23 protein-coding genes are annotated in these 25,493 nt (G+C 65.6%); 18 read left to right on the forward strand and 5 right to left on the reverse strand.

Annotation, left to right across the window (positions count from 1 at the left end; genetic code table 11):
• Positions 1-61 precede the first annotated feature (61 nt).
• Genes kduD through V8J55_RS06455 form a run of 3 tightly spaced genes read left to right on the forward strand, consistent with a single transcriptional unit; the run spans position 62 to position 3,415 of the window.
• Positions 62-814, forward strand: a complete 753-nt coding sequence (kduD, locus tag V8J55_RS06445) for a 2-dehydro-3-deoxy-D-gluconate 5-dehydrogenase KduD (protein ID WP_336444836.1) — start codon at positions 62-64, stop codon at positions 812-814.
• A gap of 47 nt (positions 815-861) precedes the next feature.
• On the forward strand, positions 862-1,875 hold the full coding sequence (locus V8J55_RS06450) for a sugar kinase (protein WP_336444837.1): 1,014 nt from the start codon (positions 862-864) through the stop codon (positions 1,873-1,875).
• Entirely contained in the window at positions 1,862-3,415 is a 1,554-nt protein-coding gene (locus V8J55_RS06455; protein WP_336444838.1) for a carboxylesterase/lipase family protein, read from the forward strand. Before V8J55_RS06450 ends, V8J55_RS06455 begins: the two co-directional genes overlap by 14 nt.
• Before the next feature lie 54 nt (positions 3,416-3,469).
• Here the strand turns inward: V8J55_RS06455 and V8J55_RS06460 are convergent, their stop codons facing one another.
• From V8J55_RS06460 to V8J55_RS06470, 3 genes are read right to left on the reverse strand one after another with little or no spacing between them, the layout of a single operon-like run.
• On the reverse strand, positions 3,470-4,441 hold the full coding sequence (locus tag V8J55_RS06460; protein WP_336444839.1) for an alpha/beta hydrolase: 972 nt from the start codon (positions 4,439-4,441) through the stop codon (positions 3,470-3,472).
• Positions 4,438-4,839: a cupin domain-containing protein gene (locus V8J55_RS06465; protein ID WP_336444840.1), complete on the reverse strand. Its 402-nt coding sequence runs from the start codon at positions 4,837-4,839 to the stop codon at positions 4,438-4,440. Before V8J55_RS06465 ends, V8J55_RS06460 begins: the two co-directional genes overlap by 4 nt.
• A gap of 2 nt (positions 4,840-4,841) precedes the next feature.
• The gene (locus tag V8J55_RS06470; RefSeq protein ID WP_336444841.1) at positions 4,842-6,215 is read right to left on the reverse strand and encodes a pectate lyase family protein; all 1,374 of its coding nucleotides are present in this window, start codon (positions 6,213-6,215) and stop codon (positions 4,842-4,844) included.
• A 259-nt stretch (positions 6,216-6,474) separates the two neighbouring features.
• On the opposite strand from V8J55_RS06470, the gene V8J55_RS06475 reads away from it, so the two are divergent.
• Together V8J55_RS06475 and V8J55_RS06480 are read left to right on the forward strand one after the other, a co-directional pair.
• On the forward strand, positions 6,475-9,279 hold the full coding sequence (locus tag V8J55_RS06475) for a TonB-dependent receptor (protein ID WP_336444842.1): 2,805 nt from the start codon (positions 6,475-6,477) through the stop codon (positions 9,277-9,279).
• Between the two features lie 87 nt (positions 9,280-9,366).
• Complete coding sequence (locus V8J55_RS06480) at positions 9,367-10,962, forward strand: family 43 glycosylhydrolase (protein ID WP_443030813.1); 1,596 nt, start codon at positions 9,367-9,369, stop codon at positions 10,960-10,962.
• Here V8J55_RS06480 and V8J55_RS06485 read toward each other — a convergent pair.
• Positions 10,959-12,455 carry a UxaA family hydrolase gene (locus V8J55_RS06485; RefSeq protein ID WP_336444843.1) on the reverse strand — a complete coding sequence of 499 codons (1,497 nt, stop codon included), beginning with the start codon at positions 12,453-12,455 and terminating at the stop codon, positions 10,959-10,961. The two genes, V8J55_RS06480 and V8J55_RS06485, sit on opposite strands and share 4 nt — an antisense overlap.
• A 103-nt stretch (positions 12,456-12,558) precedes the next feature.
• Here V8J55_RS06485 and V8J55_RS06490 point away from each other — a divergent pair, with 103 nt between their 5' ends.
• Genes V8J55_RS06490 through V8J55_RS06505 form a run of 4 tightly spaced genes read left to right on the forward strand, consistent with a single transcriptional unit; the run spans position 12,559 to position 17,412 of the window.
• Positions 12,559-13,350 (forward strand): 2-keto-4-pentenoate hydratase, encoded by a 792-nt coding sequence (locus tag V8J55_RS06490; RefSeq protein ID WP_336444844.1) that lies wholly within the window; start codon positions 12,559-12,561, stop codon positions 13,348-13,350.
• A 21-nt stretch (positions 13,351-13,371) separates the two neighbouring features.
• The gene (locus tag V8J55_RS06495) at positions 13,372-14,679 is read left to right on the forward strand and encodes an MFS transporter (protein WP_336444845.1); all 1,308 of its coding nucleotides are present in this window, start codon (positions 13,372-13,374) and stop codon (positions 14,677-14,679) included.
• Between the two features lie 4 nt (positions 14,680-14,683).
• The gene (gene uxaC, locus V8J55_RS06500; RefSeq protein WP_336444846.1) at positions 14,684-16,096 is read left to right on the forward strand and encodes a glucuronate isomerase; all 1,413 of its coding nucleotides are present in this window, start codon (positions 14,684-14,686) and stop codon (positions 16,094-16,096) included.
• Positions 16,093-17,412, forward strand: a complete 1,320-nt coding sequence (locus tag V8J55_RS06505) for a mannitol dehydrogenase family protein (RefSeq protein ID WP_336444847.1) — start codon at positions 16,093-16,095, stop codon at positions 17,410-17,412. Before uxaC ends, V8J55_RS06505 begins: the two co-directional genes overlap by 4 nt.
• Here V8J55_RS06505 and V8J55_RS06510 read toward each other — a convergent pair.
• A complete protein-coding gene (locus V8J55_RS06510; protein ID WP_336444848.1) occupies positions 17,409-18,296 on the reverse strand; it encodes a LysR family transcriptional regulator in 888 nt (295 codons plus the stop codon). The two genes, V8J55_RS06505 and V8J55_RS06510, sit on opposite strands and share 4 nt — an antisense overlap.
• Positions 18,297-18,394: 98 nt before the next feature.
• Here V8J55_RS06510 and V8J55_RS06515 point away from each other — a divergent pair, with 98 nt between their 5' ends.
• Genes V8J55_RS06515 through V8J55_RS06555 form a run of 9 tightly spaced genes read left to right on the forward strand, consistent with a single transcriptional unit; the run spans position 18,395 to position 25,478 of the window.
• The gene (locus tag V8J55_RS06515; RefSeq protein WP_336444849.1) at positions 18,395-19,888 is read left to right on the forward strand and encodes a CoA-acylating methylmalonate-semialdehyde dehydrogenase; all 1,494 of its coding nucleotides are present in this window, start codon (positions 18,395-18,397) and stop codon (positions 19,886-19,888) included.
• Between the two features lie 7 nt (positions 19,889-19,895).
• On the forward strand, positions 19,896-20,822 hold the full coding sequence (locus V8J55_RS06520; RefSeq protein ID WP_336444850.1) for a polysaccharide deacetylase family protein: 927 nt from the start codon (positions 19,896-19,898) through the stop codon (positions 20,820-20,822).
• Between the two features lie 59 nt (positions 20,823-20,881).
• Positions 20,882-21,418, forward strand: coding sequence for a hypothetical protein (locus V8J55_RS06525; protein ID WP_336444851.1), 537 nt, complete (start codon positions 20,882-20,884; stop codon positions 21,416-21,418).
• Between the two features lie 25 nt (positions 21,419-21,443).
• Complete coding sequence (locus V8J55_RS06530; protein ID WP_336444852.1) at positions 21,444-21,749, forward strand: I78 family peptidase inhibitor; 306 nt, start codon at positions 21,444-21,446, stop codon at positions 21,747-21,749.
• A complete protein-coding gene (locus V8J55_RS06535) occupies positions 21,742-22,152 on the forward strand; it encodes a RidA family protein (RefSeq protein ID WP_336444853.1) in 411 nt (136 codons plus the stop codon). The genes V8J55_RS06530 and V8J55_RS06535 overlap by 8 nt, the downstream gene beginning before the upstream one ends.
• Before the next feature lie 2 nt (positions 22,153-22,154).
• Entirely contained in the window at positions 22,155-23,300 is a 1,146-nt protein-coding gene (locus V8J55_RS06540) for an acyl-CoA dehydrogenase family protein (RefSeq protein WP_336444854.1), read from the forward strand.
• Positions 23,297-24,340: an enoyl-CoA hydratase/isomerase family protein gene (locus V8J55_RS06545; RefSeq protein ID WP_336444855.1), complete on the forward strand. Its 1,044-nt coding sequence runs from the start codon at positions 23,297-23,299 to the stop codon at positions 24,338-24,340. Before V8J55_RS06540 ends, V8J55_RS06545 begins: the two co-directional genes overlap by 4 nt.
• A complete protein-coding gene (locus V8J55_RS06550; RefSeq protein WP_336444856.1) occupies positions 24,337-24,681 on the forward strand; it encodes a YunG family protein in 345 nt (114 codons plus the stop codon). The genes V8J55_RS06545 and V8J55_RS06550 overlap by 4 nt, the downstream gene beginning before the upstream one ends.
• Positions 24,682-24,695: 14 nt before the next feature.
• Complete coding sequence (locus V8J55_RS06555; RefSeq protein ID WP_336444857.1) at positions 24,696-25,478, forward strand: enoyl-CoA hydratase-related protein; 783 nt, start codon at positions 24,696-24,698, stop codon at positions 25,476-25,478.
• Positions 25,479-25,493 lie beyond the last annotated feature (15 nt).

A 25,493-nucleotide genomic window follows, 5' to 3' on the forward strand; every position in this document is an offset into this window, starting at 1 on the left:
GTCCAGACAACGCCGCCGGAATGGATGCCGGATCAAGTCCGGCATGACGAAGGGTAAGAGGATGCAAATGTTCGACCTCACGGGAAAAGTCGCGCTCGTCACCGGCGCCAACACGGGCATCGGGCAGGGGATCGCGCTCGCGCTCGCTGAAGCGGGCGCCGACATCGCCGCCGCGGGGCGCTCGCCCGCCGACGAGACCGTTGGCAAGGTGCGCGGGCTCGGCCGCCGCGGCGAGAATTTTGCCGCCGACCTGTCGAGCGTCGGCGCGGTGCAGCCGCTGGTCGACGCGGTGCTCGCCGAGTTCGGGCGGATCGACATCCTCGTCAACAATGCCGGCATCATCCGCCGCGCCGATGCGGTCGACTTCACCGAGGCCGACTGGGACGCGGTGATGGACACCAATTTGAAGACGCTCTTCTTCCTCTGCCAGAGCGTCGGCCGCCATATGATTGCGCGCGGGTCGGGCAAGATCATCAACATCGCCTCGATGCTGACCTTTCAGGGCGGCATTCGCGTGCCGAGCTATACCGCGTCGAAATCGGGGGTCGGCGGGCTCACCAAGCTGCTCGCGAACGAATGGGCGGCAAAGGGCGTGCAGGTTAACGCGATCGCCCCCGGCTATATCGCGACGAACAACACCGCGGCGCTGCAGGGCGACGAGACGCGCAACCGCCAGATCATGGAGCGCATCCCCGCGGGGCGCTGGGGCGATCCGAGCGACATCGGCGGCGCCGCGGTCTTCCTCGCGTCATCGGCGTCGGACTATGTGCAGGGCCATATCCTCGCCGTCGACGGCGGCTGGCTCGCAAGATAACAGGAACGGATCGCCCTCCACGACGGAGGGGGCGAACGGGGAGTGAGATGACCGACGGCCGCCTTGTCTTTTTCGGCGAACTGCTGATCCGCCTGACCGCGCCGGGCAACGAGCTGCTGATGCAGTCCCCGTCGCTTGCGCTCCACGTCGGCGGAGCCGAGGCCAATGTCGCGATCGGCCTCGCGCATCTTGGCCACGACTGCGCGATGGTTAGCTGGGTCCCTGCGAATGCGCTGGGCCACGGAGCCGTTTCGGCGGTGCGCGGTGCGGGCGTCGATTGTGCCGCCGTCGCCAGCGGTGCGGGGCGCATGGGGCTCTATTTCCTCAGCGTCGGCGCGGGGCTGCGCGCGTCGGAGATCGTCTACGACCGTGCGGGATCGAGCTTCGCGGCGACGGGTCCCGAGGATTATGATTTCGACCATTTGCTGGCGGACGCGGGCCTGCTCCACCTCTCCGGCATCACCCCTGCGCTCGGACCCCGCTCGGCCGAAGCCGCGCTCGCGGCTGCACGCGCGGCAAAACGGCTAGGCGTGCCCGTCAGCTTCGATGGCAATTACCGCGCGATGCTGTGGAAGGCATGGGACAGCGATCCGCGCACGATCCTCTCCGAACTGATCGGCACCGCCGACATATTGTTCGGCAATCACCGCGATCTCTCGCTCGTGCTCGGCAAGCAATTCAGCGGCGAGGGCGAGGACCGGCGGCGCGAAGCGGCCGAAGCGGGTTTCGCGGCGTTCCCGAGTCTCAAGCTGATCGCCTCGACCGCGCGTCATACGGCCACCGCCGATCATCACCGCATCGCCGCGCGCGTCGATCTGCGCGAGAGCGGCTACCAGACCCCCGAGATCGACGTCACCGGTATCGTCGACCGCATCGGCGCGGGCGATGCCTTTGCCGCGGGCGTGCTCCATGCGCATCTGTCGGGCAGCGATGCGCGTGCAATGGCTGAAAGCGGCCTCGCGCTGACCTGTCTCAAACATTCGCTACCGGGCGACGCGAGCCGCTTTGGCCAGGCCGATATCGACGCCTTCCATGGCGGCGGGCTCGATGTCCGGCGCTGAACAGGTCAGCCGCCGTACGTTGATTGGCGGCGGCCTTGCCTTGGGCGTCGCGACTGCCTTTCCGGCGAAGGCCCGCCACGATCAGGTTTCGATGCTCGAAGCACCCGATGGGCTTTATGCAAACGTCAATGGTGGTGGCGGGCTTCCCTATCGTTTCGCCGGCATCCGCTATGCGCGTGCTGCACGCTTCGCGGCGCCGGTCGCCGTGGTCAAGGCCGAGCAATTCGGTCCGGATCCGCAGACCCCGTTGCGGCCTGACGGGCGGAAGGATCGGGGCATGGTCTTCGGCCCCGCGTGCCCGCAGCAGGGCGACCGCTATCATCCGCAATCCGAAGACTGCCTTTTTCTCAACGTCTGGACGCCATCGCTAGAGGGCAAGGCGCGTCGCCCGGTCATGGTCTATTTCCACGGCGGTGCTTATTCGACCGGCAGCGTTACCGACCCGGTCAACGACGGCGCAAACCTCGCGGCGCGCGGCGATGTCGTCGTCGTCACCGTGAACCACCGCCTCAACGCGCTCGGCTATCTATATCTCGCCGGGCTCGATTCGCGTTTCCCCGATAGCGGCAATGCCGGGCAGCTCGACCTGATCGTCGCGCTCAAATGGGTCCAGCGCAATATCGCGGCGTTCGGCGGCGATCCGGGCAATGTCACCGTTTTCGGCCAGTCGGGCGGCGGTGCGAAGATCGCGACCTTGATGGCAATGCCCGAAGCGAAGGGCCTGTTCCACAAGGCGATCACGATGAGCGGGCAGCAGGTCACCGCCTCGGGCCCGCTCAATGCGACAAAGCGCGCGCAAGGGTTTCTGAGCGAGCTGGGGCAGGGCATCGATCCCGTGACCGCGCCAGTCGAGCAGCTCGTCGCCGCGCTGTCGGCGACCGATCCAATCCTCGGCGGCGGCGTCTATATGGGCCCAGTGCTCGATATGAAGCATCTGGTGCGCCACCCCTTCTGGCCCGACGCCGCGCCGCAGTCGCTCGATATTCCGATGATGCTCGGCAATACGGTGATGGAGACGCGCGCCTTCTATGCGCCCGATGGCAAGCAACTCACCGGGCTGGGTTTCGACAATCTCGCCGCGCGCATCGCGCCCGAGATGCGGATCGATATCGAGCCGTCGTGGGTGGTCGGCCAGTTCCGCGCCCGCTATCCAAAGGCCGCGCCGCTCGAGCTGTTCCACCGCATCGTCACCGCCGCGCGCAGTTGGCGCGGGCAGGTCGAGGAGGCCGAGGCGCGCGCTCGCGCCGGGGCGCCCGCCTTCGTCTACCAGCTCGATTTCGGGGATGCGAAACATGCCGACGATATTGCGCTCGGCTTCGGCACGACCCCCGATCCCACCCCCGCGCAGCAGGCGATGAGCGACCGCGTGATGGACGCCTTCGTCCGTTTCGCGCGTACAGGCGATCCGGGCTGGGCGCCCTATACGATGGCCAAGCGGCAGACGATGATCTTCGATACGGTCAGCCGCGTCGAAAATGATCCGCGCAAGTGGGAGCGCGAGCTGTTCGCGCGGGTGCCGTACATCCAGCCGGGCAGCTAAGCCGCGACCATATTGAGCGCCCTGCTCCCGCGAAGGCGGGAGGGATGCACGGATTTAAACGATTCTGTGCGAGACGAGCCAGCTCCACAGCAGCTCGGGCCAGATCGCGATGGGCAGTCCTGCCGCCTTCATCAGCCCGACGCCATGCTCGCCGCGCTCGAAGAAATGCGCTTCGCACCGCGCGCCGATACCGCGCGTGGCTTCACGCAGCCGGACGCTATTCTCGATCTTCACCACGCTATCGTCCTCGGCGTGGAGCAACCACAGCGGCGGTTGGTCGGCGCGGACATTGCGCTCGGGCGAATAGAGTTTCTCGCGTGCCGTATCGGGGTTCGCTCCGATTAATCTCTCGCGGCTCACCGCATGCGCGATCGCCGGGTCCATCGAGACGACAGGATAAATGGCCGCGAGCGCATCGGGCCGCGCCGATAGGGTGTCGGAGGCATCGACCGGCGCATACACCTTGGCATCGAAGCGCGTGAGCAGGCTTGTCGCAACCTGACCGCCCGCCGAAAAGCCGCCGAAGGCGACGCGCGCGGGATCGATCCGGTCGACCTTCGCCCGGCTGCGCACCAGCCGCACCGCGCGCTGTGCATCGGCGAGCGGCACATCGGCGCCGTTCGTCCAGCCGTCCCCCGGCAGGCGGTAGAAGAGAACATAGACGGTAACGCCGCGCTCCCTTAGCCAGCGTGCGAGCTCATAGCCCTCCTTGTCGACCACGACGTAACGATAGCCGCCGCCGGGCGCGAGGATTACCGCCGCGCCATTGGGCTTCGCCGGGCGGAAGATGTCGAGCCGCGGGCGCGTGATTCCCTGCAGCATCCGGTCGCTCGCGTTCGGATCGTCGCTGCGCTGGACGACCGCTTCGACGAGCCCCGCGGGCGGCCGGATATGACCTTCGGGCCAGAGCGCGATGCTCGCGTCGGGGGCCAAGCCAGCCGGCCGTGTCCACGCCGCCTGCGCCGCCACGCTCGCGAAGGGCAGCGCGAGGCTGGCAGTCAGCAAGGCGCGTCGGTCGAAGGTCATTGGCTTGCTGCCTTGTTCGGATAGGCGATGATTAGCACCAGCGGCTCGCTTCCCGTCTGGTGAATGCCGACCTTTGCGCCCTTGTAGAGCCACGCCGCGGTTCCGGCCTTGAGTTCCTTTTCCTCGCCGTCCGAATGAACGATGCCGGTGCCCGAGAGGACATAATAAATCTCGTCATGGTCGATCGGATGTACGCCGATAGCCGCGCCGACGTGCAGCGCGCGCTTGCGGAATTCGAAGCTGCGCGGCGCGGGGACTGCGTCGCTGATCCGGTATGCGGTCGACAGGCCGATCGCGCCGTGCGGCGGCGCTTCTTCGCGGATCGTAGTCGCTTCGTCGATCACAACCATTGCGGGGGCGGCGGCGCCCGCGAGCAGGAGGGCGAGGAGCGCGCTCATCGTCAGTTCGCCGTCCGCGACGCGCTGTCGCGCGCCGACAGATTTTCTTGCGGCAACGGCGCGGTCTGGCCCGGATAGCGGCCCGACTTCGGTTCCATCGTCGTAAGATCCCATTCGGCCGCGACAAAGGGTGCGCGCACCTCCTTGACCTTGGGGTAACCGCTCACTTCCTTCTCGTCGTCGATCACATCGCCGCGCCCCTCGGCGACGAAGAAGAGCACGCGGATCTCCTCGGCATCGCGCGCCCAGGGCCGCGCCCCGGCGGTCGCGAGTACCGAGGTTTCGACATCGCGCACCGGCAGGATATTGTAGCCGCCGACCGGCGCGAGCGGCGCCTTCGCCTGGATCAGCTTGGCCTGCGTCTCGCCATAGCGGCCGAACTCGGGAAGCGGCTGGCCGTGGCGATCGACCGCCAGATTGTCCTTGCCATAATATTCGAGGTCGCCGTCGCCGCCGAGCATCAGAAAGGGCAGGCCCGCGTCGGTGTCGTTGCCGCCGCGCATGATATTGCCCACCGCGGTGATCTGCCCCGTCACATACTCATGCCCGACCCATTCGAGGTTCATCAGATTATAATGCACCGCGCGGTGCTGCGGATTATAGATGAGGTTGTTGATCATCAGCGCCTGCGCGCCGCCCTTGATCAGCGGGTTGCGCTCGACATTATGCGCCCAGACGTTGCGGTAAAAGACGATCCCCGTCGCATTGTCGTGGATCAGCGATCCCTTGCTATGCTCGCCCTTCGGATGGCTCGCATCGGCCAGCCCCTCGGCGGCGAGATTGTTCGAGAAGGTGATATTGTGGCTGGTGCCTTTCCGCCACTCGTCGACGCTCTTGCCGGTGAAGCGCGGCCCCGACGCCGACATATTCTCGTCGATCCCCCACATCAGCGTGCAATGGTCGACGATGACATTATGCGCGGCAACGGTCGAGAAAGTGTCGGCCTCCCACCCGCTGCGTTTCGGCTGGCCGTCGACGCCGGTATAGACACGCAAGTGGCGCATCACGACGTCGTGCGTCTTCACATCGATCCCGGTGCGGATGAGCGTGATCCCGGGTCCGGGCGCGGTCTGGCCGGCGATCGTCAGGAACGGATGTTTGATCTCGATCGTGCTGCGGCCCATGTCGATCACGCCGCCGACCTCGAACACGATGATGCGCGGCCCCGGCGTCTCGATCGCCGCCTTCAGCGACCCCGGACCGTCGGGCGCGAGCGTGGTCACGCGCAATATCTGCCCGCCGCGTCCGCCCGGGGTCTCTGCCGCCGGCCCGACCGCGCCGGGGAAGGCGAGCGGCGCCGCACCGGCCGCCATCGCCGAACCCGATGACAGGCTAAGAGCCAGAAAAAGCGCAGTTATCCAGGGCTTTTTGGGCATCCCGTCTCTCCTCATCATTGGGGTATTGACATGTTCGTCGCAATCCGCAATCTTTCTGACACCGGTTACCCCAATCGGTCAACGAGAAAATATTTCCAAGGGAGAGGGTCTGATCCGGTTCGCCGCATAGGACGGCGGCCGCCATCAACCTCTGAAAAATCGACGGATGAAGCGGTTTGCCAAATCGCTTTGTCCAGTAAAGTAACCGGTGTCATTCCTTGCGCAAGCGGGGGCAACGGGGCGATAAGGGAGGATGATAATGGCAATTCATGCAATGCGGAGCATTCGCACTTTGACCCGGCTGGCGTGCGGTGCGTCGCTTGCCGTTCTGGCGGCGACGCCGGCCTGGGCGCAGGACGCTGCTGCGGCCGCCGACGAAACCGTCGCAAGCGGGGACGAGATCGTCGTCACCGGCTTCCGCGCCTCGCTCGACAAGGCGCTCGGCCAGAAGCGCGATTCGATCGCCGCGGTCGATGTGATCGTCGCCGAGGATATCGCAAAATTCCCCGACCAGAACCTCGCCGAATCGCTGCAGCGCATTCCCGGCATCTCGATCCAGCGCGACGCGGGCGAAGGCCGCGCGATCACCGTCCGCGGACTTGGGGCGCAATTCACGCGCGTTCGCCTCAACGGCATGGAAACGATCGCGACCTCGACCGACGGGGCGGCGGCGAACCGCGATCGCGCGTTCGACTTCAATGTTTTCGCTTCGGAGCTTTTCACCTCGCTCGTCGTCCACAAAACGGCGTCGGCATCGCTCGACGAAGGCTCGCTCGGCGGGGTCGTCGACCTCAACACCGGTAACCCGCTCGGCGGCAAGGAGGGGCTGACCCTCGTCGCCTCGGCGCAGGCGCGTTACAATGACCTGACCAAGGACACGAGCCCCCGCCTCGCCGGGTTGATCGCCTGGACCAATGCCGACCGCACGTTCGGCGTTTCGGCGTCGGTCGCCTGGTCCGACTATAAGACGCACGAACTTGGCAACAACAGCGTGCGCTGGGCGCAGGCTCCGTTCCGCCGCGTCAACGGCGTGACCTGCCTGGCCGGATCGAACTTCGTCGCGAATCCGTCGGCCGCCTGCGTCGAGGTGGCGGAAGCCTTTCACCCGCGCATCCCGCGCTACGGCCTCGTCAGTCACGATCGCTCGCGCCTCGGCGCGACGGCGTCGATCCAGTTCGAACCGAGCGAAAATACCAGCATTTCGATCGATGGACTCTATTCGAAGTTCAAGGAGGTGCGCGACGAATATTGGGGCGAGGTGTTGCTGCGCAGCGAAGAGCGCGGAATCGACGTGTCGAATTACACGATCGATGCGAACAACAATCTGATCGCGGCCGATCTCAACAATGTCTATATCCGCACCGAGCGCTATTCGCGGCAGAGCGCAACCGAATTCTACCAGCTGTCGGGTCGGCTCGAACAGCGGCTTGGCGACAGTTTCAAGGTCAATTTGCTCGGCGGCTTTTCCAAGTCCCAAGCCGATATTCCGGTCGAAACGACGCTGGCGTTCGACGACCGAGACGGCACCGGATATCGGTATGATTACACCGACTCAAAGTTTCCGATGCTCAGCTTTGGACCCGGAATCGAAAATCCGTCGTCGTTCGTGCTCGCCGAATTCCGCGATCGTCCGTCGTTCCTGACCAACAAATTCAAGACCGTGGCGCTCGATTTCGAATGGGAGCTTGCCGACCGCTTCAAGCTGCTCGGCGGCAGTTTCTATCGCCAGTTCGACTTCGATACCGTCGGCTATCGCCGCGATAGCACCTATTGCGCCGCGTTTACCTGCGCGCCCGGGACGACAGGGCTTCCCGTCAGCGCGGATATCGCGGAATTGTTCAAGCTCGGAAAGGCGGGGCAGCCTTCGGGCAATAGCAACGCGTGGATCGTTCCCGATCTCGACGCGGGGACGGCGCTGATCGATCTCTACAACCGCCCCGCGGTGCTGCAGCAGGGCGAGCAGCGTGCGGTCACCGAAAAAACCTATGGCGGCTGGTTCATGGCCGAGTTCGAAACCGACGTGCTCGGCATGCGGATGACGGGCAATGCCGGCGTGCGCTACGTCAAGACCGACCAGTCGTCGTCGGGCTTCACCAACGGGTCTTTCGTCACGGTTGACCGGACCTATGACGACTGGCTGCCGTCATTCAACCTGAACCTGCACCCGACCGAGACCATCATCCTGCGCGGTGCGATCGCCAAGGTCATCACCCGCCCGACGCTGGGCAGCCTCAGCCCCGGCGGCGCGGTCGATCAGTTCAATTTCCGCATCACCTCGGGCAACCCCTTCCTCGATCCCTATCGCGCAACGACCTTCGACCTCGCCGCCGAATGGTATTTCGCGCCGGGCGCCATCGCGTCGGTCGCGCTGTTCGCAAAGGATATCGAAAGCTTCCCGATCTCGACGTCGTTGCAGGGCACCTATGCGTCGAGCGGCCTTCCGCTTTCGCTGCTCACGCCGGGGACCCCGGCGCATGCCGCGGTCGTCGGCGGCGCCGATCCGGGCCGGCAGTTCGAATTCCGGACCACCGGCAACGGTCCCGGGGCGAATCTGAAGGGCGTCGAATTGTCGCTGCAGCTTCCCTTCTCGGCCTTCTCCGATGCGCTGCGCCACTTTGGCGTGCTCGGCAACGCAACCTTCGTGAAGAGCGATGTCGACTACAGCATCTCGGGGCCGCTCGCCTATGACCCGGTCGATAACCGGCTGGAGGCGCAGCCGAACGGCACCTACACCCAGCCGCTGCTCGGCCTGTCGAAGCGGGCGTGGAACGCCACCCTCTATTATGACGACGGGAAATTTTCGGTCCGCACCTCGGCCGCGTGGCGCAGCGGTTACAATGACAGCACCAGCGGCAACAACAATATCTTCGAAGGCTATGGCAGCTCGTTCAACGTCGATGCGTCGATCCGCTACCAGTTGACCGAACAGGTCGAACTTTCGATCGAAGGCACCAATTTGACCGACGATTACCGGTATCGTTTCAACGACATATTTGCCGAGCGCAATTACGAGAATAACCACTTCGGCCGTACCTTCCTGTTCGGCGCGCGCGTCAAGATCTGACGGGTTCGTCCCGGTGAGGCCCGGTTTCCATTTTCGGGGGACCGGGCCTTTCTTTTCGAGGAGAGACGCGTGACCGATCGCCGCGACATGCTCAAACTCGCCGGGGGCGGCCTGCTCGCGACCGGCCTGTCGGGCCTCGGCGCGCCCGCCGCGTGGGCGGCGGCGGCGCCCATGTCTTCGGATCCCACTCCTGCCTGGGCCAAGGGCTTCGACGGCCAGCGCAAGGCCGATCTCGGCGACGGGCGCTTTCTCAATCCGATCATGGCCGGCGACCATCCCGATCCGTCGATCCTGAAGGACGGCGCCGATTATTATATGACCTTCTCGACCTTCGATAGCTATCCGGGGCTGGTCATCTGGCATTCGCGCGACCTCGTGAACTGGCGCCCGATCGGCCCCGCGCTGACGAAGAATATCGGATCGGTCTGGGCGCCCGAACTGTGCAAGCACAAGGGGCGCTATTATCTCTACATCCCCACGAAAGGCCCGAATACCAGCTGGGTGATCTGGGCCGACCGGATCGAGGGACCGTGGAGCGCGCCGGTCGATCTGAACCTGCCGAACCATATCGACCCCGGCCATGCGGTCGGCGAGGATGGGTCGCGCTGGCTGTTCCTGTCGGGCGGCGACCGCGTCCGCCTGTCTGACGATGGCCTGTCGCGCATCGGCGAGCCCGAGCATGTCTATGACCCGTGGCGCTATCCCGCCGACTGGGTCGTCGAAGGCTTCGCGCCCGAGGGGCCGAAGATCGCGCGGCGCGGCGATTATTATTACATGATCACCGCGGTCGGCGGCACCGCGGGGCCGCCGACCGGCCATATGGTGATCGCGGCGCGCTCGAAATCGATCCACGGGCCGTGGGAGAACTGCCCCGCGAACCCGCTCGTCCGCACGACGTCGGCGGCCGAAAAATGGTGGTCGCGCGGCCATGCGACGCTCGTCGAGGGACCCGCGGGCGACTGGTGGAGTGTCTATCACGGCTTCGAAAATGGCTATTGGACATTGGGGCGGCAGGCTTTGCTCGATCCGATCGAATGGACCGACGACGGCTGGTTCCGCATGAAGGGCGGCGACCTGTCGCGGCCGATCGCAAAGCCCAGGGGCGGCACGATCGCGGGCCCGCACGGCATGGCGCTCTCCGACGATTTCGCCGCGCTCGCGCTCGGCGCGAAATGGAATTTCTTCAAGCCCGCCGCCGACGAGCGCAGCCGCGCACGTGTCGAAAATGGCGCGCTGGTGCTCGCGGCACGCGGCAAGGCGCCCGTAGACTCTTCACCGCTGCTGCTGATTGCGGGCGATCAGGCGTACCGTTTCGAATGCGATATCGAGATCGCGCCCGGCGGCACCGCGGGGCTGATCCTCTTCTACGATGAGAAACTCTATTGCGGGCTCGGCTTCGACGGCGAACGCTTCGTCACCCACCAATATGGCATCGAACGCGCGCGCCCCGCCAATCCGCACGGCCGGGCGATGCGCATGCGCGTCACCAACAACCGCCACATCGTCACCTATGACACCAGCGGCGACGGCGGAAAGACGTGGGTCCGGTTCGACCGCGGCATGGAGGTCTCGGGCTATCACCACAATGTGCGCGGCGGCTTCCTGATGCTGCGTCCTGGCCTCTACTCGGCGGGGCAGGGCGAAGCGCGTTTCCGCAACTTCACTTTCCGCGCACTCGACTAAAGCGTCACGCCCGACTTCCAGATCGCGATATCGCGTTCCTCATTGGCTTCGGCCCTGGTCGGCGCGCCCGATGCGGTGGTTGCGATCAGGTCGAGCAGCGCGTCCGCCGCGCTGTCGAAGCCCGCATCGAGCACCGTCCCCGCATCGAAGTCGATCCAGCCCGCCTTGCGCTGCGCCAGCGCGCTGTTCGACGCGATCTTCAGCGTCGGCGCCGGAAAGCCGAGCGGGGTGCCGCGGCCGGTGGTGAACAGGATGATCGTCGCGCCCGCCGCGGTCAGCGCGGTCGACGACACCGCGTCATTGCCCGGCGCCTCGAGCAAGGTCAGCCCGGGCAGCGTGGCTTCGCCGCCGTAGCGCCGGACGTCGACCACCGGCACCTTGCCGCCCTTCTGCACCGCGCCGAGCGACTTTTCCTCGAGCGTGGTGATCCCGCCCGCGATATTGCCGGGCGACGGATTCTCGCTCACCGGCTCGCCGTTGCGAATGAAATAATCCTTGAAATCCCGCACCAGCCGGGCGGTGTCGTCGAACACCTCGCGCGATATCGCACGGTCCATCAGCAGCTGTTCGGCGCCGAAAATCTCGGGGATTTCGGTCAGCACGACCTTGCCGCCGGCCGCCGCGACGGCATCCGCCATGCGCCCGACGAGCGGGTTGGCGGTCAGCCCCGACAGCCCGTCGGAGCCGCCGCACTTCACCCCCAGCACCAGCTGCGACAGCGGCACCTCGTGGCGCGGTGTATCGGCGCAGCCCGCTACCAGCTCGTCAACCAGCGTCAGACACGCCGCCTCGTCATCCTCGACCGCCTGCGCCGACAGCGTGCGGATATGCGCGCGTCGCTCGGCCGGGATCCGGTCGACCAGCGCGCCGAGCTGGTTGCTCTCGCACCCCAGCCCGACGATCAGCACCCCGCCGGCATTGGGATGCTGCGCGAGCGCCGCGAGCAAGGCGCGCGTATGTCCCAGATCGTCGCCAAGCTGCGAACAGCCAAACGGATGCTTGAACGCATGAACCCCGTCGACGGCCCTTGCATGGCGCGCGCCCGCGATCCGCGCGACACGCGCGGCCAGATTGCCGACGCAGCCGACGGTCGGCAGGATCCAGATTTCGTTGCGCGTGCCGACGCGGCCGTCGGGGCGGACGTAGCCTCCGAAGGTCGGCGCCGGCTTGGCATCTGGTGTCGCTTCGCGCGCGTCCGGCGCATAATGATAATCGCCATCGCTGCGCAGCGCGGTCGTCAGATTATGGCTGTGGACATGGTCGCCCGGCGCGATGTCGGCGGTCGCGATTCCGATCGGGAAGCCATATTTGATCACCGCTTCGCCGTGCGCGATCGGCGCGAGAGCGATCTTGTGCCCGCGCCCCACGGCAACCGATGCGCGAAGATCACTGTCCGCGAACAGGGGGGCGCCTGCCGCGATATCGGCAATCACCGTCGCGACATTATCCACGCCATGGACGCGGATCGCATGGATTCGGCTGCTGCCGGTCATCGCCACTCAGCGGCACCCGGCATGGCGGAGGAATTTGTCATACATCTGATATTCGCTTGCCTTTGACACCGGTGTCTCTTACACCGCTTCGCGGAAGAGGGAAATGAGAAAGATGCTGGCGACAAGCGATCAACAGAATGTGGCGCGTGCACTAATCGACGCACGCGCGGGAAAGACACCGCTTACCGTCTATCCCGGCGCGATGCCGCAGACGATGGCTGAGGCCTATGCAATCCAGGACAGCGCGATCGCGCTCGACGGCCGGCGCATCGGCGGATGGAAGGTCGGGCGAATCGCCGCCGAGCTCGTCGATCGCTATGGCCGTAACCGCCTGACCGGCCCGATCTTCGCGGACGAAATCTTCGATGGCGCCGCCGATCCGGTGATGCCGGTTTATGCTGACGGCTTCGCTGCGGCCGAGGCTGAGGTTCTGCTCTGCTTCGGCGACCTCGGCACGCGCGATTATGACATCGACAGCGTGCGCGAGTGCATCGCCGACGTCCGCACAGGCATTGAGATCGCAAGCTCGCCTTTTCCCGAAATCAACCGCCACGGCCCCGCGGTCACCGCGTCGGACTATGGCAACAACAAGGGGCTGGTCATCGGCCCGTCGATCGCCGATTGGCAGGGTGCCGACCTGATCCGCATGCCGGTCGAAATGGCGATCGACGGCGAAACGGTCGGCGCGGCGACGATGGAGGCGATGCTCGATGGCCCGTTCGGATCGGCGCTCTTCCTGATCGACATATTGCGCGCGCGCGGCATAGCTATTCCACCCGGGACCTGGGTGTCGGCGGGGGCGATCACCGGTATCCATGAAATCAGGCCCGGCCAGCGCGCCGAAGCGCTGTTCGACGGAAAAATCCGCGTCGGCTGCTCGATCAAAAGCTACTAAAGCAACAGAACGGAGAGGTTTATGGCACAGGCATTCGCGGACGGAGGTACGGCGGCGCCGGTGCCAAGGTCCGGCCGCTACCGCTGGCTGATCGTCGCGCTACTGTTCGCCGCGACCACGGTCAATTATATCGACCGCACCATGCTCGGCCTGCTCGCGCCGACGCTCGGCACCGAGCTTAAGTGGAGCGAGAATGACTATGGCAACATCGTCACCGCCTTCCAGGCCGCTTATGCGCTGGGTTTCTTGGTTATGGGCTGGCTGATCGACCGCTTCGGTCCCAAGATCGGATACAGCATCGCCATTTCGATCTGGACGATCGGCCATATCGCGCATGGTTTCGCGGGGTCGATCGCCTCCTTCATGGCCGCGCGCGTCATCCTCGGGGTCGGCGAGGCGGGGCATTTCCCCGCGGTCGTTCGCGCGTCGAGCGAATGGTTCCCGCAAAAGGAGCGTTCCTACGCGATCGGCTGGGTCAACAGCGCGACGACGATCGGCGTGATCCTGACCGCGCCGACGGTTGCGCTGTTCATGCGCGTGCTCGGCTTCGACTGGCGCGAAACCTTCATCTACACCGGCGCTTTCGGCGTCCTTCTCCTGATCCTCTGGCTGTGGCTCTACAGCAATCCGCGCGAAAGCGGGAAGGTGAGCGATGCCGAGCTCGCGTGGATCGAACATGATCCACCCGAACAGGTCGAACGCATCGGCTGGGGCCGGATCGTCACCAAGCGCGAGGCGTGGGCGTTCGCGGTCGCCAAATTCCTCATCGATCCCGTCTGGTTCCTGATGCTCTTCTGGCTGCCCAAATATTTCAGCTCGACCTATGACGTTGATCTCAAGGTCGTGCTGCTGCCGATGATCATCATGTATCTGCTGTCCGATGTCGGCAGCATCTTTGGCGGCTGGACCTCGTCGAAACTGATCCAGCAGGGCCACAGCGTCAATTTTGCACGCAAGGTGACGATGGCGATCGCCGGTTGTTTCGTCCTGCCGTTGCTGTTCGTCACCGGGCTCGACAATATGTGGCTGGCCATCGTCCTGATCGGTCTCGCGCTCGCCGGGCATCAGGCGTTTTCGTCGACATTGCTGTCGATCCCGCCCGACATGTTCCCCAAACGCGCGGTCGGATCGGTGATCGGACTTGGCGGCTTTATGGGCGGCGTTGGCGGCATGATCATGGCGAAGTCGACCGGGCTCGTGCTCGACGCAACGGGGGGCAATTACACCTTCATTTTCGCCGCGTGCACGACGGTCTATTTCCTCGCCGTGCTGGCGATCCACCTCCTCAGCCCGCGCCTCGCGCCGGTTACCGTGGAAAGCAAAGCCTGATCCGATGCCGCGTCCGCTGGCCCTCTCCCCCGACCGCCTGTTTCCGTCGGACCCGGCGCAGCGCGATATCGCGCGCCGGCTCTACAGGCAAGTGGCGGGCCTGCCGATCATCAGCCCGCACGGGCATACCGATCCGGCGTGGTTCGCGGGCAACGCATCGTTCGGCAATGCCGCCGAGTTCCTGCTGCATCCCGACCATTATGCGTTCCGGATGCTCTATTCGCAGGGCATTTCGCTCGATGCGCTGGGGGTCCGTAACAAGGGCGCCGACCCGCGCGAAAGCTGGCGGATCTTCGCCCAAAACTACCATCTCTTCCGCGGCACGCCGACGCGGATGTGGATGGACTGGGTGTTCGCCGAGGCTTTCGGGTTCGACGTACAGTTCTCGGGCGAGACGTCGGACCTCTATTACGACCGCATCACCGAAGCGCTTGCGACTGACGCATTCCGCCCGCGCGCGCTGTACGATCGGTACGGCATCGAGGTGATCGCAACGACCGAAAGCCCGCTCGACACGCTTGAGCATCACGCCGTGGTCCGCGCCGCGAACGCCAGCGGCGAATGGGGTGGGCGCGTGATCACCGCCTATCGCCCCGACCCGGTGGTCGATCCCGAGTTCGAGGGCTTTCGCGACAATCTGGCGCGCTTCTCCGAGCTGAGCGGCGAGGACGCCTATAGCTACGCTGGCTATCTCGCTGCGCACCGCAATCGCCGCGCCTTTTTCGCAGAGATGGGCGCGACCTCGACCGACCACGGCCATCCGACCGCGGCGACCGCCGACCTGTCGGGGGCCGAGGCCGAAGCCCTCTTCGCGCGCGTCACCGGGGGCAGCGTCAGTGCCGCCGATGCCGAACTGTTCCGCGCGCATATGCTGACCGTGATGGCGGGGATGAGCCTCGACGACGGGCTCGTGATGCAGATCCATCCCGGCAGTTTCCGCAATCACAACCCGTGGCTGTTTGACCATTATGGCCGCGACAAGGGCGCCGATATCCCGACCGCGACCGACTATGTTCACGCGCTGCGCCCATTGCTTGGGCGTTATGGCAATGAGGCCGCGCTGACGATCATCCTCTTCACGCTCGATGAGACAAGCTATGCGCGCGAGCTCGCGCCGCTCGCGGGCCATTATCCGGCGCTCAAGCTTGGCCCCGCCTGGTGGTTCCACGACAGCCCGGAAGGCATGCGGCGCTTCCGTAGCCAGACGACCGAGACCGCAGGCTTCTACAACACGGTCGGCTTCAACGACGACACGCGCGCCTTCCTGTCGATCCCCGCGCGCCACGACGTCGCGCGGCGCATCGACTGTGGCTTCCTCGCGCAGCTCGTCGCCGAGCATCGCATGGAGGAATGGGAAGCGGCCGAGCTTGCCACCGACCTCAGCTACAATCTTGCCAAGGCGGCGTATAAGCTGTGAGACTGTCGCCCGAGACCTTACTGCCGGCGTCGGTCGGGTGCCCGGCCTATGACCGCGCCGCGCGGGCCGCGGGGATCGTCCATATCGGAATCGGCGCGTTCCACCGCGCGCATCAGGCGGTGTACACCGACGATGCAATGAATGCGGGGGACTGCGACTGGGGCATCATCGGCGTGTCGCTGCGTTCGGGAGACGTCGCGGCGCAGCTCAATCCGCAGGACGGGCTCTACACCGTCAGCACGCGCCGCGCCGCCGGAAGCGAAACGCGATTGATCGGCGCGGTGCAGAAAGTGCTCGTTGCGGCCGACGATCCGCAGGCGGTGATCGACGCCATCGCCGCGCCGACGACGCATATCGTCAGCTTCACCGTCACCGAAAAGGGCTATCTGCGGCGTCCCGACGGATCGCTGGACCTCCCCGAAGCGGCGGGCAGTTCCAGCCTCTATCGCTTCGTCGCCGCAGGGCTCGCGGCGCGCAAGACCGCAGGTTTGCCCGGACTGACGCTGCTCAGCTGCGACAATCTGGCGGGCAATGGCGCGGTGCTGCGCGGCTTGATGCGCGAATATCTCGCCGCTTATCATCCCGACCTTTCGGCGTGGTTCGACGGCGAATGCACGTGCCCCGCAACGATGATCGACCGCATCGTCCCCGCGACCACCGAATCCGACCGCGCCGAGGTCGAAGCCACCCTCGGCGCGCGTGACGAGGGCGCGGTCGTCACCGAAGGATTCAGCCAATGGGTGATCGAGGATGATTTCGCCGGTCCGCGTCCGCGCTGGGAGGCGGTCGGTGCCGAGCTCGTCGCCGACGTCGCGCCCTACGAGACCGCCAAGCTGCGCATGCTCAATGGCGCGCATTCGGCGCTCGCCTATATCGGGCTCGGGAAAGGCCACGATTTTGTGCATCAGGCGATTGCCGATCCGGAAATCCGGCCGGTCATCGATCGATTGATGCGCGAGGAAGCCGCGCCAACGATCGACGCCGCGCCGGGGCAGGACCTCGCCGCCTACGCCGATGCCCTGCTCGACCGTTTCGCCAACCCCGCGCTGAACCACCGGCTGATCCAGATCGCGATGGATGGCAGCCAGAAGATCCCCCAGCGCTGGCTCGAAACGCTCGCGTGGCATCAAGCGCGGGGTGCCGGCTGTCCGTCGCTCGAAGCCGCAATTGCCGCATGGATCGCCTTCCTGCGCAGCGATCATCCCATCGACGACCCGCTTGCGGACAAATTGCGCGAAGCGGCGGCCGGTCCGGATGCCATGGAACGCCTGTTCGGCGACGGCGGCCTGATCGCCCCTGGCTGGCGTCCGGCTTAGGCCGGAACCAGCAACCCCCGGCTCTCGCGGACCTCGGCATCGAGCCAGTCGATGAACGCCCGGATCCGCGGCTGCGGCGCGACATCGCGGTGGAGCGCGAGCCAGAAGGCGCGCGCGACCGTCTGTCCGGGCCGCACGCGCACCAGCCCCGGATCGCCCGCCGCAAGAAAGCAGGGCAGCACGCCGATCCCCGCGCCGCCCGCGATCATCCGTCGCTGCGCGAGGATCGAGGATGAGCGCACCGTCGCGCGCAGCCCCGGCTCGATCTCGCCCAGATAGTCGAGTTCGGGGGCATAGAGGATGTCGGGCATATAACCGATCACCGGGATGCCCGTGCGCGACAACGGCGCGGCGGCAACAGCATCCTGCCAGTCGGGCCGATCAGCGGGCGCATAAATGCCGAGGCTGTAATCGGACAGTTTGCGCGTGATCAGCGGGCCCTTGCGCGGCCGCGCGAGCAGCACCGCCATATCGGCCTCGCGCCGCGACGGGTTCAAAAACCCGGATGAGGCGACAAGGTCGATCTCAAGCTCGGGATGTGCCGCGACAAAGCTCGCGAGGCGCGGCGCGATGAAGCTGTTGCCGAACCCTTCTGACACACTCACCCTTAGTTGCCCGGATAGCGCTGACGCATCCTCGCGTGCCGAATGGATGCGCGCCGCCGCCGCCGCCATCGCTTCGGCGTGCGGAACGAGCGCCCGGCCCGCCGCGGTCAGAACGAAACCCGACGGCGCGCGTTCGAACAAAGTCTGGCCGAGCGCGGCTTCGAGTGCGCTCACCCGCCGGCTTACCGTCGTCGCATCGACGTGCAGCGCCGCGCTGGCGCGCGCGAGCGTGCCGTGGCGCGCGACGAACAGGAAATATTGCAGCCTATCCCAATCCATGACCTGCAAATATGCAGTATCGTCCTGCAAGTCTATCCCTTGCAAATGGGGCGTACATGGTCTGTGGCAGCGGCAAGATTTTACGGGAGACTCGGGATATGCGACAGATCGACCATCACATCGTCGGCGGCGCCGGCGGCAGCGCCCGCCAGGGCGACGTCTTCGACCCCAACAGCGGCGGCGTACAGGCGCAGGTCGCGCTTGGCGACGCGGCTTTGCTCGACCGCGCGGTCGCCGCGGCGAAGCAGGCGCAGCCCGCATGGGCCGCGACCAATCCGCAGCGCCGCGCGCGCGTGATGTTCGAATTCAAGCGCCTCGTCGAAGCGAATATGGATGCGCTCGCGCACATGCTGTCGAGCGAGCATGGCAAGGTGATCGCCGATTCGAAGGGCGATATCCAGCGCGGGCTCGAAGTCATCGAATTCTGCTGCGGCATCCCGCATGTGCTGAAGGGCGAATATACGCAGGGCGCCGGTCCGGGCATCGACGTCTATTCGATGCGCCAGCCGATCGGCATCGGCGCCGGCATCACCCCGTTCAACTTCCCCGCGATGATCCCGCTGTGGATGTCGGGCGTCGCGATCGCCACCGGCAACGCCTTCATCGTCAAGCCCAGCGAGCGCGACCCGTCGGTTCCCGTGCGCCTCGCCGAGCTCTTCCTCGAAGCCGGGCTTCCCGAGGGCATCTGTCAGGTCGTCCACGGCGACAAGGAAATGGTCGACGCGATCCTTGACCATCCCGATATCGGCGCGGTCAGCTTCGTCGGCTCGTCGGACATCGCGCATTATGTCTATAACCGCGGCGTCGCGAACGGAAAGCGCGTGCAGGCGATGGGCGGCGCGAAGAACCATGGCATCGTCATGCCCGACGCCGATCTCGACCAGGTCGTCAATGATTTGACCGGCGCGGCCTTCGGCTCGGCAGGCGAACGCTGCATGGCGCTCCCGGTCGTCGTCCCCGTCGGCGAGGAGACCGCCAATCGCCTCCGAGAAAAGCTGATCCCCGCGATCGCGGCGCTGCGCGTCGGCGTGTCGACGGATGCCGAGGCGCATTACGGCCCGGTGGTGACGCAGGCGCACAAGGAAAAGGTCGAAGGCTGGATCCAGAAATGCGCCGACGAAGGCGCCGAGCTGGTCGTCGACGGCCGCGGCTTCTCGCTGCAGGGGCATGAAAAGGGCTTCTTCATCGGCCCGACGCTGTTCGACCATGTCACCACCGACATGGAAAGCTACAAAGAAGAAATCTTCGGCCCGGTGCTCCAGATCGTGCGCGCGCCCGATTTCGAAACCGCGCTCGAGCTTCCCAGCAAGCACCAGTACGGCAACGGCGTCGCGATCTTCACGCGCAACGGCCACGCCGCCCGCGAATTCGCCGCGCGCGTCAATGTCGGCATGGTCGGCATCAACGTCCCGATCCCGGTGCCCGTCGCCTATCACAGCTTCGGCGGCTGGAAGCGTTCGGCGTTCGGCGACACCAACCAGCACGGCATGGAAGGCGTGAAATTCTGGACCAAGGTTAAGACGATCACCCAGCGCTGGCCGGACGGCTCTCCCGACGGCGGCAACGCGTTCGTCATCCCCACGATGGGCTGACGCCGCCTTGCTTCGGCGGCTGCTCCTGCCCCTGATGCTCCTGTTGCTGCTGCCGGTTCCGGCGGCAGCGCAGAAGATGATCGCGCTGTCGTTCGACGATGCACCGCGCGGGCGCGGCGCCTTCTTCACGCCCGACGAGCGCACGCAGCGCATCATCGCCGAGCTGAAAAAGGCGAAGGCACCGCAGACGGTCTTCTTCGTTAACCCCGGTGCGATCGGGCAAGGCGATGGTGTCGGTGGCGAGCGGCGCATCGCCGCCTATGTCGCCGCGGGCCATGTGATCGCGAACCATAGCAACCGCCACAAGCGGCTGAGCGCCACCGACACCGCGGCCTATCTCGCCGACCTCGACGCCGCCGAGGTCTGGCTCAAGGACCGCCCGGGCTACCGCCCTTGGTTCCGCTTCCCGTTCCTCGACGAGGGAGGGAAGGACAAGGCGAAGCGCGACGCGCTGCGACAAGGGCTTGCCGAACGCGGCCTCCGCAACGGCTATGTCACCGCCGAAAGCTCCGACTGGCACCTTGAGACGCTGACGCGCGACACCGTACTGGCGGGCAAGAAAATCGACCGCAAGGCGCTCGGCGAGCTCTATGTCACCTGGCATGTCGAGGCGGCCGATTTCGCCGATGCGATGCTGCGGCGCGTCACCGGCCGTCAGCCGGTGCAGGTGATCCTGCTCCACGAAACCGACCTCGCGGCGCTCCATATCGGCGACCTTGTCCGCGCTCTCCGCAAGGCCGGCTGGACCGTCGTCAGCGCCGACACCGCCTATGCCGATCCGCTCGGCAAGGAAATGCCCGACACACCGGCGGCGAACGGCACGCTGACCGAGGCGCTGGCCTGGGCTGCGGGCGTCCCCGCGCCGCGCTGGTATCGCTATAACCAGACCGACCTCGCGACCGCGATGTTCCGTGAAAAGGTGCTCGGCGAATGATACGCGGCGATGAAACCCGCACGCCGCGCCGGGCATTCTCCTGTCGAAGGAGATTGCCGATGACCCGCCTGATGCTTCCCGCCGCTTTGCTGCTGCTCGCCGCGTGCAGTGGCGGCGAGGACAAGTCCCAGCCCGAAGACAGCGCGGCGATCTCGCCGCTGCAAAAGGCCGAGCGCCCGGCGCCCGCCGAACCGGCAGAGCCGGCGGTCGATGCGGACCTGCCCGAAGCGGCCGACGAAACGCCCGCAAAGCCCGAACCCAAAACCGCTGGCGACGGCAAGACGATCCCGCCCACCATCCGCGGCCGCTGGGCGCTCAAGGTCGCCGATTGCAAGGCGAAGAAGGGCACCGACCTCACCGCGCTGACGATCGATGCGACGAACCTGCGTTTCTACGAATCGCATGGCGAACTGTCGCGTGTTCGTGAGAGTGACGCGAACCGCATCGTCGCCGACTATAAATTCAGCGGCGAGGGCGTCGAGTGGGATCGCCGGATGCAACTCGACCTCGCCGATGGCGGCAAGACGCTCGTCCGCCGCGACTCCGGCGAGGGTGCCGCTGCGGGCGCGATGCGCTATACGCGCTGCGCCGAATGAAGATTTTTTGAAAGGGAGATACATGATGGACATTCGCATGCTCGCAATTGCCGCCATTCTGCCGCTCGCCGCCTGCTCGAGCAGCGAGACGCCTGTCGAATCGACCCCGACCCCGCCGTCCGCCGAGGCGACGTGCAAGGCCGAGGCGGTGCAGTCCTATATCGGCCAGACCGCGACCCCCGACCTTGGCGGCGCGATCCTCAAGGCATCGGGCGCGCGCACGCTGCGCTGGGGGCCGCCGCGCTCGGCGATGACGATGGATTACCGCCAGGACCGGGTGAACGTGATGTACGACGATGCGTACAAGATCACGCAGGTCACCTGTGGCTGACACGCCATCGAAGACCGGGGGGCGCCGTAACCACAGCTCGGCGTCCCCGTTCGAACCCGTCTACGGCTATAGCCGGGCGGTTCGGGTGGGCGACCGGATCAGCGTCGGCGGCACTGCGCCGATCGAGCCCGACGGGTCGTCGACCGTCGGCGATGCCGGGGTACAGGCGACGCGCTGCCTGACGATCATCGGCGAAGCGCTCGCTGCGCTCGGCGGCAGCATGGCCGACGTCGTGCGCACGCGCATGTTCATCACCGACGCCGCCGACGCCGACCTCGTTGGTCGCGCGCACGGATCGGCATTCAAAAACATCCAACCGGCATCGACAATGGTCGTTGTCTCCGCGCTGATCCGCCCCGAGTGGAAAGTCGAAATCGAAGCCGAAGCCATTATCGAGAAATGACCATGACCGACCAGTTCCAGCTTACCGACGACCAGCTCGCCATCCAGGACATGGCGCGCAAATTCACCGCCGATCGCATCACGCCCTTCGCGGCCGAATGGGACGAAAAACATCATTATCCCGTCGACGTGTGGAAGGCGGCGGGTGAGCTGGGCTTCGGCGCCATTTACGTCGCGGAGGAATCGGGCGGCATCGGGCTCGGCCGGCTGGAAGCGGCGCTGATCATGGAGGCGATGGCTTATGGCTGCCCGGCGACCAGCGCCTATGTCTCGATCCACAATATGGCGACCTGGATGATCGACCGTTTCGGCGGCGCGGAGGTCAAGGCGCGCTTCCTGCCCGACCTCGTCAGCATGGAGAAGATTGCGAGCTATTGCCTGACCGAGCCGGGTTCGGGCTCGGACGCCGCGGCGCTCAAGGCGACGGCAAAACGCGACGGCGACCATTATGTGCTGAACGGCACCAAACAGTTCATCTCGGGCGCGGGCTATAACGACATCTATGTCTGCATGGTGCGCACCGGCGACGAGAAGTCGAAGGGGATCAGCTGTCTCGTCGTCGAAAAGGACACGCCGGGGCTCAGCTTCGGCGCGCCCGAGAAAAAGCTCGGCTGGAATGCCTCGCCGACCGCGCAGGTGATCTTCGAGGATTGCCGCGTGCCGGTCGAAAATCTGGTCGGCGCCGAGGGCGACGGCTTCCGTTTCGCGATGGCCGGGCTCGACGGCGGGCGCCTCAATATCGGGGCCTGTTCCTTGGGCGGCGCGCAGCGCTGTCTCGACGAGGCGATCGCCTACACCAAGGATCGCCAGCAGTTCGGGCAGCCGATCGCCGATTTCCAGAACACGCAATTCATGCTCGCCGACATGGCGACCGACCTCGAAGCCGCGCGCGCTTTGCTCTATATGGCGGCGGCAAAGGTCACCGCGAACGCCCCCGACAAGTCGCGCTTCTCGGCGATGGCGAAGCGGCTTGCGACCGACAATGGCAGCAAGATCGTCAACGACGCGCTCCAGCTGTTCGGCGGCTATGGTTATTTACGCGACTATCCGATCGAGCGTTTCTGGCGTGACCTCCGCGTCCATTCGATCCTCGAGGGTACCAATCAGGTGATGCGGATGATCGTCGGAAGGGACCTGCTGCGCCAATGACCGACGATGTCCTGATCTCGACTGACGTCCGCGTCGGCCGCATTTCGCTCAATCGCCCGAAGGCGATCCACGCGCTCAACTTCGCCATGTGCGAAGCGATGATCGCCGCGCTCGTCAAATGGCGCGATGATGATGCGGTCGAGGCGGTGATCATCGATCATAGCGAAGGCCGCGGCTTCTGCGCCGGCGGCGACATCCGCATGCTCGCGGAAAGCGGCGCGAAGGACGGCACCGAAGCGCGCCAATTCTTCCACACCGAATATCGCCTCAACCATCTGCTCTTCACCTATCCCAAGCCCGTCGTCGCCTTCATGGACGGCATCACGATGGGCGGCGGGGTCGGCATTTCGCAGCCGGCGAAATATCGCGTCGCGACCGAGCACACGCGCTTTGCGATGCCCGAAACGGGGATCGGCCTGTTCCCCGACGTCGGCGGCGGCTGGTATCTGCCGCGCCTCGAAGGCCGCGTCGGCGCCTATCTCGCGCTCACCGGAGCACGGCTCGACGGCGCGGAGTGTTTGGCGCTCGGCCTCGCGACGCATTATCTGCCGTCCGAAAAGCTCGCCGAGGCCAAGGCGCGCATCGCGGTCGATCCCGACCGGATCGGCGGCATATTGGGCGAGCTGTCGGTCACCGCGCCGCCCGCCGGCATCACCCAGCATCTCGAACGGATCAACCGCCTGTTCGCGAGCGATACCTATGAGGATATCCTTGCCGCGCTCGAAGCCGATGGCGGCGAATGGGCGACCAAAGAACTGGCGACGCTCCACGGCAAATCGCCCCAGACGTGCAAGGTCGCGCTCCGCCAGCTCAAGGAAGGCGGCGAGATGCACGACTTCGCTGCGCAGATGACACAGGAATATGCGATAGGCAGCCGCGTCGTTCAGATGCACGATTTCATCGAAGGCGTCCGCGCGCTGATCGTCGACAAGGACAATAGCCCGAAATGGGATCCGCCGACCGCCGAAGCCGTCACCGACGACTGGATCGAAGCGATTTTCGCGCCGCTGCCCGAGAATGAGAAATGGACGCCGCTGTGAGCTTTTCTGATCCGATCGCCCTTTATCATGCGGTGAAGCGGAGTTGGTCGGCCGAGACGATTCCGGATCCGTTCGACCCCGCGAACCCCTGCCTCAACCAGTGCGCGGTCACCGCACTCGCCGTCCATCATCATTTCGGCGGCGATATCGTGAAGACCGCGACCAAGGGCGGCACGCATTTCTACAACCGAATCGACGGGCGCTATTGGGATCTCGCGACCGACCAGTTCGACGAACCGATTCCCTACGACAACCAGCCGACCTCGACCGACGAGGCGCATGACCATGCCACCCCGGCGCAGCTGGACGTGCTGCTGCGCAATATCGACGCCAATCGCTGATACAGGACAAGACCATGAGCTATGAAACCCTCCTCGTCGAAACGCGCGGGGCCGTCACGCTGGTGACGCTCAACCGCCCGCAGGCGCTCAACGCGCTCAACTCGGGCGTGCTCGACGACCTGATCGCAGCCTTCGCGGCGTTCGAAGCCGATCCCGGCCAGCGCTGCGCCGTCCTCACCGGCTCAGGCGACAAGGCTTTCGCCGCGGGCGCCGACATCAAGGAAATGGCGGACAAGCCGGCGTCCGATTTCTACCTCGAAGATTTCTTCTCGAAATGGACGAGCGACTTTGTGAAGAAGGTCCGCAAACCCTGGATCGCCGCGGTGAACGGCTTCGCGCTTGGCGGCGGCTGCGAGCTTGCGATGATGGCCGATTTCATCATCGCCAGCGACAAGGCAAAGTTCGGCCAGCCCGAAATCAAGCTCGGCGTCGCGCCGGGCATGGGCGGGTCGCAGAGGCTGACGCGCGCGATCGGCAAGGCGAAGGCGATGGAAATGTGCCTCACCGGCCGGATGATGGACGCCGCCGAAGCCGAACGCTCGGGCCTCGTCGCGCGTGTCGTCGAACATGCGACCCTCGTCGACGAAGCGGTGAAGACCGCGACGACGATCGCCAGCATGCCGCCGATGGCCGCGATGGTGAACAAGGACATGGTCAACGCCGCGTATGAGACGACGCTCGACCAGGGGCTGATCTACGAACGCCGCCTGTTCCAGATCCTCGCCGCGACCGAGGACAAGGCCGAAGGCATGGCCGCCTTTATCGAGAAACGCGAAGGCGTGTGGAAGGGGCGCTAATGGCGAACCCGCATT

The organism is Sphingopyxis sp. CCNWLW2 (genome assembly GCF_037095755.1).
Classification (GTDB): Bacteria; Pseudomonadota; Alphaproteobacteria; order Sphingomonadales; family Sphingomonadaceae; genus Sphingopyxis.